This is a genomic window from Bacillus sp. mrc49, assembly GCF_002803435.1.
On record NZ_PHNG01000690.1, the window covers coordinates 127,237 to 139,765 of the forward strand.

Consider the following 12,529-nt stretch of genomic DNA (forward strand, 5'->3'; position numbering starts at 1 on the left):
AAAAACTGAATAATTATATAGTGAAAAATTATGGAGCTGGAATAAGTTATATTAAGCGGATATTTTAGCGCTAACGATAAATGAAAGATCATAAACAGAAAGCTAAAAGAAAAACTTGTCATATGTAACCTTTGTCCACCTGCCTTAGGAACATAAGGGCAGGTCTTTTTGGAAAGTATAAAATCTTTTCGGGAAAATTTGAATCCGATGGAAATGGATGGTGGCGGCACTAGTAGGGTGATAGCGTATGAAGTCGGTTTGAAACATTGTTTATGTTAAGGTTGAAGGGTTGTGATTTTTTTCACGTAGATGTTCCGTGTGCAGGCGGGTTATTGGCTGAAGTTTAAGGGTTTGAAAGGAATACTATGATGGAGGCGTGTTTGTTGTAATGGGCTCTAGTCATTTACCTTATTTCCATATGTCCTTGAAAAATGCTCAAAAACTATGCATCTTGCATTGATTATTGATAGAGTAAAAAGGTCTTCCAATTCGCGTCTGTTAGCGGCTGATAAAAGACAAGATCATTAATCGGGACATTACCTATTTACTTGAAAGGAAGAATCAGAAGGAATATATCAAAATCCGCCTTTTGATTTTCCGTATATCGAGGTATACGGATTGGATATGGAGCTGCGGAATATATAACAGCGGTCGCATCAGCTCCTAAGTGGAAATTTATAGGTGTTGTGTTGGGGTCATATTATGTCGTTGTGATGGTTTTGGTCATTCCGCGAATTGGAATTGCGCCTGCATTGGTCGGGGTTATCGTAGGACAAATACTAATCGGGACAATCAATGATCATTTTGGTTTAATGGGAGGTGCGCGCATTCCTGTGGGTTTGAAAAAGGTGGCAGGGATAGGCGTACTTTTCATATCGTTATTTTTAATCAACCATAAATAAGTGAGTGCATCTCCCTGGAACAAATCAAGTAGGGGATAAAAGCCCTATACTTCCAATGCAATTTTCCTAATCGGGTGAAGGAATGATATAAAAAAAGAGATTTTTATTGATTAACACGTTATTGTACTAAAATATATCATCGAGATGAAAATAATTTTCGAGAGATTTTTGCTGCTCAAAAGTGTGTAATTAATTATCCGAATATTTAGAATGATTAGATGAATCATCAGGAAGTGAACATATATGAATACTGATATTTCAATGCCCAAAATGCCGGTGAGGAGTATTTTCTTCCTGATTTAACAAGCGAATCCGCATGATTTTTCCTTGAACTAGATCGAATTGTTCAGCAAAAAATTATTATCTTATGAAAAAGTACTCATTGGTTTATTGATTTTTTAATTTATTCGTAATATACTTAAAATTCAACATCTTTAATTCGAAGTATAGTACTTTTAGCGAGGTTAGAAAGTGGGTGGTTTTTTAACTGGTAAACTACCGTTTTGGAATTTTTCCTGCAAGAAACGTAGTTTTATGCAAACGATTCGCTAGCTGCTTTAAGTGGATTTCTGCTTAATGGTTTTAATTGCCTTCGCTGACATTTAGCTGGTACTGTACCAACAATTAATAGGTGGTAGTCGGATAATCTCTTAATATGGGAATATCCAAAGATAGAGTAAAGATGAGGGGGAATATTTTTTGAAAAAGTCTAAATTTTCAGTGCTTGCTCTACTAATGGCCATCATGCTTATACTAGCGGCATGCAATGGCGGTTCGAAGGAAACTTCGAAAGAAAATGAGGGCGGGTCGGGTGACTCATCCAAAGCAAAAGTGCTAAACGTGAACAACTCGAGTGAACCTGGTTCGCTACATCCGGCAAACGCACAAGGAACTCATGAATCATGGATCCTTGAACACACGTTTGAAGGTCTGACAAAGAAAACAGAAGAAGGTAAAATCGTTCCAGGAAATGCAGAATCATGGAAAATCAGTGAAGATGGATTAAAATGGACTTTTAAATTGAAAGAAGGCTTGAAATGGTCTAATGGCGATCCGCTTACAGCGCATGATTTCGAATATGCTTGGAAGTATGCTTTGAAACCGGAAACAGCTGCTGACTATGCATACCAGCTTTACTACCTTAAAGGCGGGGAAGCTTACAACAGCAAAAAAGGCAAGGAAGAGGATGTAGGCGTTAAAGCGACAGACGACTTGACTCTTGAGGTTACTTTGGAAAAACCGACACCTTATTTCCTTGATTTGACTTCCTTCTATACTTTCTATCCAATCGATAAAAAGGTACAGGAAGAAAACCCTAAATGGGCATTGGATGCAAAAACACACGTATCGAATGGACCATTCAAGTTAACGGAGTGGAAACATAAAGAAAGTCTGAAAATTGAAAAGAATGAAAACTACTACGATAAAGACAAAATCAAATTGGATGCGGTCAACTTCGCTCTAATTGAAGATGAAAATACGGCATGGCAAATGTATCAGAGCGGCGAATTGGACCTCGCTTATCCACTTCCTGTAGATATTCAAGGTCAAATGGTCAATTCTGATGACAAAGAATTCAAAATGGGCAAAGAACTTGCTGTATACTACTACAATTTCAATACAAAAGTGAAACCTTTCAATAATGCTAAAGTAAGGAAAGCATTATCGATGGCAATCGAGCGTCAAAAAATCACGGATAATGTTGCTCAAGGCGGACAAAAGCCTGCATTCGGCGTAGTGCCTCCGGGTATTCCTGATGCATCTGGAGATTTCCAGGAGAATACAGGTGACTTGTTTAAGGAAGATGTTACCGAAGCTAAGAAATTGTTAAAAGAAGGACTAGCTGAAGAAGGCATGAAGAAATTACCTGACTTCTCAATCTTGTACAATACTTTAGATTCACACAAGAAAATTGCTGAAGCGGTTCAAGGAATGTGGCGTGATAACCTGGGTGTCGAAGTTACCCTTGAAAATGCAGAATTCCAAGTTAAGCTTGACCGTGAAAAAGCTGGTGACTTTGAAATTTCCCGTGCAGGATGGGTTGGTGACTATGTTGACCCAATGACATTCATGCTTTGGGAAACGGACGGCGCCTATAATGATGCAGGTTGGTCAAACAAAGAATATGATAAGTTATTAAATGAGGCAAAATCTACAATGGAACCAAAAGAACGCATGGATGCTTTGCATAAAGCAGAGAAAGTTATGATTGATGAAATGCCGATCCTTCCGGTTTACTTCTACACAAAACCATATATGGTTAAATCGAATGTTACTGGAGTTTATGCACCGATTAACGCTTATCCGAACTTTATTTACGCGGATAAAAAATAAGAGAAGGATTAAAGTGAGATGGGAGGTATGTCCGATTAAGGACATACCCCATTTTCAATTACGAATTTGAATATTTCATGAATTCATTTCCGTTTTCAACTCCTTAGAAAATCGATGATTGGGGTGATTACCATGTTGAGATATACATTAAATCGTTTTAAATGGGCGATTATTACTTTGTGGGCGGTTATTACATTAACGTTCATCATAATGCATACGATTCCGGGAAATCCATTTGCCAAAGAAGGAGCAATGCCTCCGGCTGTTTATGAAAATCTTCAAACACACTATGGATTGGACAAGCCTTTGTTAACCCAATATGGGAATTATTTATTGGAAGTCGTTCAGTTTGATTTTGGTCCTTCACTTAAATCCTCATCCATTTCAGTGAATGATTACATCTTGAAGGGATTTCCAGTGTCCTTGCATTTAGGCGCACAAGCATTGGTGATTGCCATTTTCTTTGGACTCATCCTGGGTGTAGTGGCCTCCCTGAAACGAAATAAATGGCCGGACTATCTTTCAATGGTCATTGCCATCGTAGGGATCTCAGTACCGAACTTTATTTTAGCAACCATTTTGATCAATTATTTCGCGATCAAATGGCACATATTCCCTGTTGCTACATGGGCAACATGGCAGCATACCATTTTGCCGTCCATAGCGCTGTCCATGATGCCGCTTGCTTTCATTGCCAGATTGATGCGGACAAGCATGCTTGAGGTAATGGGGCAGGACTACATCTTGACAGCAAAAGCAAAAGGTTTGAAACGAAGCGGAGTCATCATCAAGCATGCGATACGGAATGCGTTATTGCCGATCATCACGATTCTTGGTATCCTAACGGCTAATATCGTGACTGGAAGCTTCATCATTGAACGTATTTTTGGTATCCCGGGCATGGGGGATATGTTCGTAAAGGGAATTTCCAACCGAGACTACCCGGTCATTCTTGGTTCAACCATTGTGTACAGTGCAGTGCTTATCATATTGATATTCATCGTTGATGTTGCCTATACGCTGATCGATCCAAGAATTAAAGTGACGGGGGAGAAAAAATAATGGCAGATAAAGTGCATTTTACAGAGGATATGTTCCAACCCGCTGAAGGAAACTTTAAGGAAGCCGAAAAAATTGCGAGACCGACAGTTTCATACTGGTCTGACGTCTGGCGTCGTTTCAAGGAAAACAAGCTGGCGATGACCGGATTCGTCCTGATAATCCTCCTGGTCCTGCTGGCGATATTTGGTCCATATATTAACGGTTACACATATTATGGACAAGATTTCGAGAAAAAGAATTTAAGCCCTAATAGCGAGCATTGGTTCGGGACGGATTCTTCAGGAAGGGATTTATTTACGCGAGCATGGTATGGTGCGAGGATTTCCTTGTTCATCGGATTGATGGCAGCACTGATAGACTTTTTGATTGGTGTGCTTTATGGCGGGATTTCAGCCATCCGCGGCGGACGCACGGATAACATGATGATGCGTTTTGCAGAAGTGATCTATGCGATTCCTTACCTTTTGATGGTCATCTTGATGATGGTTGTTTTGAAGCCAGGCATATTGCCGATCATCATCGCGATGTCGATTACTGGGTGGATCCCGATGGCAAGACTGGTAAGGGGGCAAGTACTACAGTTAAAAGAGAATGAATACATTCATGCAGCAACCATATCTGGAGCCAACACGAGCTGGACGTTAAGAAAACATATGATTCCGAATACAATGGGACCGATTCTTGTCAATTTGACATTGACTGTACCAACAGCGATTTTTGCCGAAGCAACTTTAAGCTTTTTGGGGTTGGGAGTGCCAGCGCCGCAGGCAAGTTGGGGAACATTGACAAGTGATGCCCTAGGAAGCATTTTGGTAGGGAATTTCTATCAACTTTTAATCCCGGCAATATTGATTTCTTTAACCATGTTCGCTTTCAATGTGGCTGGTGACGGACTTCAGGATGCCCTGGATCCAAAACTACGGAAATAAATAAGTCCTAACATAAAGATTTGATAGTACTAGAATAGGAGGGACGATGATGGAGAACCTATTAGAAGTTAAAGATTTACAAATCAACTTCCATACGTATGCAGGAAAAGTACAGGCTGTTCGCGGCGTTAACTTTGAAGTGAAAAAAGGGGAAGCCGTTGCCATCGTTGGGGAATCCGGGTGCGGCAAAAGTGTCACTGCAAAATCTATCATGAGATTATTGGAGACACCTCCAGCAGAGTATGGAACTGGTTCAATTAATTTTGGCGGGAAAGACCTTATTAAAATAAGCGAAAAGGAAATGCAGAAGATTCGCGGAAATGATATTAGCATGATTTTCCAGGACCCGATGACTTCCCTTAATCCTACGACCAAAATCGGCAGCCAAATCATGGAAGGTATTCTGAAGCATAATAGAGATATCTCCCGAAAAGATGCATACGACCGAGCGTTAGAAACACTTACACTGGTAGGGATTCCGCAGCCGGAAAAAAGGATGCAGCAATATCCGCATGAGTTTTCAGGCGGCATGCGCCAGCGGGCGATGATAGCGATGGCGCTAGCTTGTGAACCGAAGCTATTGATTGCCGATGAGCCCACGACGGCTTTGGATGTGACGATACAAGCACAAATACTAGAATTGATGAAGGATATTCAACGCAGAATGGAAACTTCCATCATCCTTATCACGCACGATCTTGGAGTGGTTGCGGAAACTTGCGAACGGGTTGTCGTTATGTATGCTGGTAAGGTTGTGGAAACGGGGACAGTTGAAGCGATATTCTCCAATCCGCAGCACCCGTACACAAGAGGGCTGCTCAAGACGGTGCCGAGACTCGATATGGAGAAAACGGCTCCGCTGGTACCTATCATCGGATCGCCGCCGGATTTGCTGGATCCGCCGAAAGGATGCCCATTTTATCCAAGATGTGAATCAGCCATGAAGGTATGCAAAGACCATGATCCGGAACTAGAAGTAGTGGAAGAGGGACAGACAGCTGCGTGCTGGCTTCACCATCCAATGGCAAAAGCAGCACAGCTGCAAGCTAATGTTTGAAGGAGGAGAACCAATGGTTTCACTAAAAAATAAGTCGGTAAAAGAAAAAACAGTCAACGAAAATTCTCCTCTTGTTGAAATAAAGAATCTGAAAAAGCATTTTTCAGTCGGTTCTCAGACGCTGAAAGCGGTGGATGGTTTGGATCTCAAGATTTATCCTGGAGAAACTGTCGGACTTGTAGGCGAAAGCGGGTGCGGGAAATCGACGGCTGGTCGGACGATTACTCGTCTTTATGAACCTACAGATGGAGAAGTCCTTTTTCAGGGTAAAAATATTTTTGATTATAAACAGGGGGAAATGTCACATATCCGCCGTGAAATCCAAATGATTTTCCAGGATCCATACGCTTCCTTGAATCCAAGGATGAAGGTGGAGGAATTGATTGGCGAACCGCTTGCCATCCATGGGATATCCAAGGGAAAAGAGAGAAGAAAACGTGTGGAAGACCTGTTAAAGCTGGTTGGTCTAAGTCCGGAACATATCACTCGTTTTCCGCATGAATTCAGTGGCGGGCAACGGCAGCGGATTGGGATTGCAAGGGCGTTGGCTTTAAACCCTAAATTCATCGTATGTGATGAACCGATTTCTGCACTGGATGTCTCGATTCAAGCTCAAGTCGTCAATTTATTGAAAGAACTGCAAAAAGAAATGGGCTTGACTTATTTATTCATTGCGCATGATTTATCGATGGTCAAGTATATTTCAGATCGCATCTTGGTCATGTATCTCGGACGCATGATGGAACTGGCGGATAGTGAATCGTTAACGAAGGATCCACTGCACCCATACACTCAAGCCCTGCTTTCGGCAGTGCCGATTCCTGACCCGACCATTAAGCGGGAAAGAATCGTCCTGAAAGGCGATGTGCCAAGTCCGATCAATCCGCCAAGCGGCTGTGTATTCCGGACTCGCTGCCCTAAAGCGATGGAGATATGTTCCAGTGCCGTTCCTGAATGGAAAGAACAAAAGCCAGGGCATTTCGTTGCGTGTCATTTATATTGGTAAACCTAAAAACCAGTTGCCCTTTGCAACTGGTCTTTTTTTAGCGGACAAATGATATTGTATGGATACGAAAATAGTGATCTGAAAATTATGTCATTTATTTAAGCGCAAAAATTGCCTTGGAAACCTGCTTCACGAAGAAGTTTCCACCACTAGATCACTCGCGGGGAAAGGTTAAATTCAAATCAAGGAGCGCCATCCTCCCCTAATTCCAAATGATTTTGAAGCAGCAGATATGTTGGTAGAGCTTTCAGAAAAATTCGATGGAGATCATGGTGGGGGGGAGACCGTTGTTATTCATTGTGCAGACGGGATTTAAAGGGAATAGTAAATGGGTTTTGGGATGTTTTTCCGAAACCTTTTTAGTTTAGTATCGGTAGCGAAGGGTGGATAGGGGAAAATTTATCCGTTTATAAAAATAAATAACTGGGAATATGAATATAAAACATATAATATGTAATTATATGTAAATATTAAGAAATATCTGTTGAATGCTTCAATGTGTGAGAGAGGGAGGGAATGATGGTGTATTCTACGATTACCAGTGATATCATCGATCATGTCATGATCGTCACCCTAAATCGTCCTGAGAGAATGAATGCTTTCAATGAAAAGATGTGTGCGGAAATGATTCTCGCTTTTGATGAAGCAGACGCTAATGATGATGTACGTGCCGTCATTGTAACGGGTTCTGGTGCTTCCTACTGTGCTGGAATGGATTTGGAGAAGGGGGCTGAAACCTTCATGGACCACACCCCTTTGGTTGAATACCGTGACGCAGGCGGGGTTTTGGCATTGCGGATTTTCGAACTGAAGAAACCGATCATCGCGGCCATTAATGGCGCGGCGGTTGGGGTAGGGATAACCATGACATTGCCGATGGATATCAGGATAGCTTCAACGGAGGCGAAAATGGGCTTTGTTTTCGCTCGCAGAGGGATTACGATGGAGGCATGCAGCGGATGGTTTCTACCTAGACTTGTCGGCATGGGGAAAGCTTCTGAATGGATTTATACCGGCAGGATGATATCAGCCAACGAAGCGTATGAGGGCAGGCTGGTGAATAAAATTGTCGGACCAGACGAATTGATGGCTGCCGCAATGGAAATCGCAACAGACATTGCCCAGAACACATCTGCCGTTTCCGTGACTCTATCCCGTCAGCTGATGTGGACGATGCTCGGAGCGAACCATCCTGTCGAATCACATAAAATAGAATCGAAGATGCTTCATTGGACAGGAAAACAAGCGGATGCTCAAGAAGGGATTGAAGCATTTTTGGAGAAAAGAAGAGCAGATTTCAAAATGAAAAGCAGCACAGATATGCCTCCTTTTTATCCTTGGAGCACGGATCGAACGTATGAACCGGACAAGAAATGAGTGATGGTGAAGTGCGTGATAATTTTTACTTTTCGGATAAATTAGGGTTTCCATTCTTAGTGTGGTATACTGTGTTTACCATTTACTAAACTTGTTTCATGTTTCCCTATTCCAAGTGAATAGGGATTTTTTATGTTTGCCTTTTTTGAAAATAAAAAAAACAGACCCTACAAGTAGAGTCTGTTATATATTGTATTAAAAATTATGCTTTTTGAACGTTAGTAGCTTGAGGTCCACGTTGACCTTGCTCAACTTCAAAAGTAACTTCTTGACCTTCGTCTAATGATTTGAATCCTTCGCTTTGGATAGCTGAGAAATGTACGAATACATCGTCTCCATTTTCGCGTTCGATGAAGCCAAATCCTTTTTCTGCGTTAAACCATTTTACTTTACCTTGTTCCATTGTTGTTGCCTCCTAGTGTGAATCCACACATTGTGTTACTACCCTTGCTCAATCATTAGACGAAAAGTGTTTCACTTATCAATCTTCCCGAACAAAAATAATTCTTCTTAAATATAACAGATTATGTCGGAATCTGCAAGTGAACAAAGCAAGATTATTTATGGTGCCCAAATGCAGAAAGATTATCAATAGCCTTTTTTGTAATCAAGTAAATTGGTGGAAGGTGTTCTGCCGGTAAGATATTCCTTTAAATTAGGAATGAAGATATCCTGGATCAGCCGTTGGTCGTACAGCTCAGTGTCCCCCGATGTATGCGGAGTGATGATGACATTATCCATATCCCACAAAGGATTGGTTTCTGGAAGCGGTTCTGCTTCGAATACGTCAAGGCCTGCTCCTGCAATTTGCTCCTCCAAAAGAGCTTGAATCAATTCTTGCTGGATTACGAGCTTTCCTCTGCCTATATTAATGAAAAAAGCGGAAGGCTTCATAAGCTGGAATTCTTTTTGGCCGAACATATTCTCTGTCTCTGCCGTCAAAGGGAGAGTCACGACAATATAATCGCATCTAGGAAGTAAATCAGCCAATTGTTCCTGGGTGAACATCTCATCGACATCGTGCTCGGATTTCCCGGAGTGGCGCAAGCCCAATACGGTCATGCCAAAAGCCTTGGCAATTTTGGCGGTTTCCTTGCCGATTTTACCAACACCGATGATTCCGATGGTCTTTTCGTGGATTTCCAGATGCATTTTGGCGGGTTGCCAAGACTTTTCTAGCTGTTGCTTCTTATATGTATCTAATTTTCTTGTCAAGGTAAGCAGGAACCCAAAAATGGTTTCAGATATAGGATAGGCATGGACACCGTTTGCCGTCGTTATTTGGACATTTTTTTGTTCCAACCTTTCCAGGGGCAGGCTGTTCACTCCGGCACTCCACGTCTGTATCCATTTCACATCACTTCCTTCGATGCTTGAAGACATGGAAGATTTCCAGCCGGCGATCACTTCGGCATCCGTTAGATGATCCTTCCATATGGCAGGTGATCTACCAGTGATCACCTGCCAATCGGGGACAAGTTCTTTAACTTTTTCCAATAAAGGCTCATTCAGGTTTCGACTGATAATGAGTTTTCTTTTGGACATATCCATTCTCCTTTGCCATTTTTCTGAATTATACGTAAGTTTTGTTTATATTTCAATTAAGAAAAGTGTTAGGATGGCTTTATCCATACAAAATAATGAAAGTGGGGATGAACATGAATCTAAAGGATATATACGGAAACCTGCCTGTCATCGAATCAAAACGTCTAATCATGAGGAAGGTAACCATGAAGGATGCCGAAGACATGTTCGCTTATGCATCCAATCGGGAGGTTTCCCGTTTCGTCACTTGGGACGCACACGGCTCCTTAAGTGCTACAAAGGATTACATCCAGCTTATCCTGCAAAATTATGAGGACAGCCACATTGCTCCGTGGGGAATCCAGTACAAGGAAAGTGGTAAGTTGATCGGTACCATCGACTATGTTTCCTGGCAGGTCAATCATCATCATGCAGAAATAGGATATGTGCTGGCGCCGGAATATTGGGGGAAGGGCCTGATGACGGAGGCTGTCGAAAAAATCGTGGCCTTTGGCTTCGAAAATATGAATCTGGTACGGATTCAAGCACGCTGCTTTGTTGAAAATACGGGTTCGGAACGAGTCATGCAAAAGGCAGGCATGTCATTTGAAGGAATCATAAGAAAAGGGATGTTTGTGAAAGGGGAGCATGTCGACCTTAAGTTGTATGCCATCATTAACTGATCTTCTAGCTAAAAAAAGACGGTTGGTTGAAAAATTGGCATTAAGTTGGAATTTCACAAACGAACACTATGTGCAAATATCGAAGGCGAAAATATACAAAACGTCTAATGTAAAAGAGCGGATTGAAAAATATAATTAAACTATCAAATCGATTTGAATTGGAGGGTATCTCAATGGAAGTGATCAAAAAAGTTGAAACGTTGAAGAATTACATCGGTGGCAGATGGGTGGAATCCACTACATCGAAGCATGAAGAAGTGCCCAATCCAGCGACAGGGGAAGCTTTGGCAATCGTACCGCTTTCCACTAAGGACGATCTCCGTGTAGCGGTGCAAGCTGCAAATGAGGCGTACAAAGAATGGAAAAGGGTTGCTGTGCCAAAAAGGGCACGCTACTTGTTCCGTTACCAGCAATTGTTGATCGAACACTGGGATGAGCTTGCCAAACTAGTCACGATTGAAAATGGAAAAAGCTACACGGAAGCCTATGGGGAGGTTCAACGCGGAATAGAATGCGTGGAATTCGCAGCAGGTGCGCCTACCTTGATGATGGGGAGCCAGCTGCCTGATATTTCCCCTGGAATTGAATCCGGTATGTATCGCTACCCAATCGGAGTCGTTGCCGGAATCACGCCCTTTAATTTCCCGATGATGGTTCCGTGCTGGATGTTCCCGCTTGCGATTGCGTGTGGAAATACGTTCATTTTAAAACCTTCAGAACGGACACCGCTCTTGGCGAACCGCCTTGTCGAATTATTGACGGAAGCAGGCGTTCCTGATGGAGTGGTCAATATTGTCCACGGTGCCCACGACGTCGTGAATGGAATTTTGGAGCATGATGATATAAAAGCGGTATCTTTCGTTGGATCCCAGCCTGTTGCTGAATACGTTTACAAAACGGCAGCTGCCAATAAAAAACGTGTCCAGGCTTTATCGGGAGCGAAAAACCATTCGATCGTCATGCCTGATGCGAACCTGGATAATGCGGTGACGAACATCACCAATGCAGCTTTCGGGTCAGCTGGTGAACGCTGCATGGCAGCTTCGGTCGTCGTTGCCATAGGAGAGGTGGGAGACGAGCTCGTCGAGAGATTAAAGGCTGCAGCGGATGATATCAAAATTGGAAATGGGATGGATAAGGACGTATTCCTAGGTCCGGTGATTCGTGATACGCATAAAAAGAGAACAGAGCAATATATCGAGAGCGGGGAAAAAGAAGGGGCGACTCTCCTTCGTGATGGCAGGAATGAAGGTGATCAGGAGAATGGCTATTATGTTGGCCCGACATTATTCGATCATGTGAAAACGGACATGAAGATATGGAAGGATGAAATCTTTGCGCCTGTCTTATCCATCGTACGGGTCAATTCCCTGGAAGAAGCGATTGAGTTGACCAATCAATCTGAATTTGCCAATGGAGCCTGCATCTATACGGATAGCGCCAGCGCCATCCGGGAATTCCGCGAAGAGATTGATGCAGGGATGCTTGGTGTGAACCTAGGGGTGCCAGCCCCGATGGCATTCTTTCCTTTCTCTGGATATAAAAGTTCTTTTTACGGAGACCTTCATGCCAATGGAAGGGATGGCGTGGAATTTTACACAAGAAAGAAAATGTTGACGGCGAGATACTGATACGGTTCATGGGGTCGACACAAT

11 protein-coding genes are annotated in these 12,529 nt (G+C 42.5%); 9 read left to right on the plus strand and 2 right to left on the minus strand.

Annotation, left to right across the window (positions count from 1 at the left end; all coding sequences use genetic code 11):
• Positions 1 to 641: 641 nt before the first annotated feature.
• The 7 genes from CVN76_RS13945 (at position 642) to CVN76_RS13975 (ending at position 8,667) form a co-directional block, all read left to right on the plus strand.
• Positions 642 to 902 (plus strand): DMT family transporter, encoded by a 261-nt coding sequence (locus tag CVN76_RS13945; protein WP_269800039.1) that lies wholly within the window; start codon positions 642 to 644, stop codon positions 900 to 902.
• A gap of 699 nt (positions 903 to 1,601) precedes the next feature.
• Positions 1,602 to 3,236, plus strand: coding sequence for a peptide ABC transporter substrate-binding protein (locus CVN76_RS13950; RefSeq protein ID WP_232732221.1), 1,635 nt, complete (start codon positions 1,602 to 1,604; stop codon positions 3,234 to 3,236).
• 132 nt (positions 3,237 to 3,368) lie between these two features.
• Positions 3,369 to 4,298 (plus strand): ABC transporter permease, encoded by a 930-nt coding sequence (locus tag CVN76_RS13955; protein WP_061140252.1) that lies wholly within the window; start codon positions 3,369 to 3,371, stop codon positions 4,296 to 4,298.
• A complete protein-coding gene (locus CVN76_RS13960) occupies positions 4,298 to 5,227 on the plus strand; it encodes an ABC transporter permease (RefSeq protein ID WP_061140251.1) in 930 nt (309 codons plus the stop codon). Before CVN76_RS13955 ends, CVN76_RS13960 begins: the two co-directional genes overlap by 1 nt.
• Before the next feature lie 49 nt (positions 5,228 to 5,276).
• Complete coding sequence (locus CVN76_RS13965) at positions 5,277 to 6,284, plus strand: ABC transporter ATP-binding protein (RefSeq protein WP_061140250.1); 1,008 nt, start codon at positions 5,277 to 5,279, stop codon at positions 6,282 to 6,284.
• A 13-nt stretch (positions 6,285 to 6,297) separates the two neighbouring features.
• A complete protein-coding gene (locus tag CVN76_RS13970; RefSeq protein ID WP_061140249.1) occupies positions 6,298 to 7,290 on the plus strand; it encodes an ABC transporter ATP-binding protein in 993 nt (330 codons plus the stop codon).
• Between the two features lie 516 nt (positions 7,291 to 7,806).
• Positions 7,807 to 8,667 carry a crotonase/enoyl-CoA hydratase family protein gene (locus CVN76_RS13975; protein WP_232732224.1) on the plus strand — a complete coding sequence of 287 codons (861 nt, stop codon included), beginning with the start codon at positions 7,807 to 7,809 and terminating at the stop codon, positions 8,665 to 8,667.
• A gap of 202 nt (positions 8,668 to 8,869) precedes the next feature.
• Here the strand turns inward: CVN76_RS13975 and CVN76_RS13980 are convergent, their stop codons facing one another.
• Both CVN76_RS13980 and CVN76_RS13985 read right to left on the minus strand, forming a co-directional pair.
• Complete coding sequence (locus CVN76_RS13980; protein ID WP_029714163.1) at positions 8,870 to 9,070, minus strand: cold-shock protein; 201 nt, start codon at positions 9,068 to 9,070, stop codon at positions 8,870 to 8,872.
• A gap of 185 nt (positions 9,071 to 9,255) precedes the next feature.
• On the minus strand, positions 9,256 to 10,212 hold the full coding sequence (locus tag CVN76_RS13985) for a D-2-hydroxyacid dehydrogenase (RefSeq protein ID WP_100531758.1): 957 nt from the start codon (positions 10,210 to 10,212) through the stop codon (positions 9,256 to 9,258).
• A 113-nt stretch (positions 10,213 to 10,325) separates the two neighbouring features.
• On the opposite strand from CVN76_RS13985, the gene CVN76_RS13990 reads away from it, so the two are divergent.
• Both CVN76_RS13990 and CVN76_RS13995 read left to right on the plus strand, forming a co-directional pair.
• The gene (locus tag CVN76_RS13990; RefSeq protein WP_100531809.1) at positions 10,326 to 10,874 is read left to right on the plus strand and encodes a GNAT family N-acetyltransferase; all 549 of its coding nucleotides are present in this window, start codon (positions 10,326 to 10,328) and stop codon (positions 10,872 to 10,874) included.
• A 173-nt stretch (positions 10,875 to 11,047) separates the two neighbouring features.
• Positions 11,048 to 12,505, plus strand: coding sequence for a CoA-acylating methylmalonate-semialdehyde dehydrogenase (locus CVN76_RS13995; protein ID WP_100531759.1), 1,458 nt, complete (start codon positions 11,048 to 11,050; stop codon positions 12,503 to 12,505).
• The last annotated feature ends 24 nt before the right edge of the window (positions 12,506 to 12,529 follow it).

Excerpts from the sequence above, each read along its gene's own strand:
- CVN76_RS13960 (WP_061140251.1), top strand. The coding sequence starts at position 4,298 with ATGGCAGATAAAGTGCATTTTACAGAGGATATGTTCCAACCCGCTGAA.
- CVN76_RS13995 (WP_100531759.1), top strand. The coding sequence starts at position 11,048 with ATGGAAGTGATCAAAAAAGTTGAAACGTTGAAGAATTACATCGGTGGC.
- CVN76_RS13990 (WP_100531809.1), top strand. The coding sequence starts at position 10,326 with ATGAATCTAAAGGATATATACGGAAACCTGCCTGTCATCGAATCAAAA.
- CVN76_RS13965 (WP_061140250.1), top strand. The coding sequence starts at position 5,277 with ATGGAGAACCTATTAGAAGTTAAAGATTTACAAATCAACTTCCATACG.
- CVN76_RS13975 (WP_232732224.1), top strand. The coding sequence starts at position 7,807 with ATGATGGTGTATTCTACGATTACCAGTGATATCATCGATCATGTCATG.
- CVN76_RS13985 (WP_100531758.1), bottom strand. The coding sequence starts at position 10,212 with ATGTCCAAAAGAAAACTCATTATCAGTCGAAACCTGAATGAGCCTTTA.
- CVN76_RS13980 (WP_029714163.1), bottom strand. The coding sequence starts at position 9,070 with ATGGAACAAGGTAAAGTAAAATGGTTTAACGCAGAAAAAGGATTTGGC.
- CVN76_RS13970 (WP_061140249.1), top strand. The coding sequence starts at position 6,298 with ATGGTTTCACTAAAAAATAAGTCGGTAAAAGAAAAAACAGTCAACGAA.
- CVN76_RS13955 (WP_061140252.1), top strand. The coding sequence starts at position 3,369 with ATGTTGAGATATACATTAAATCGTTTTAAATGGGCGATTATTACTTTG.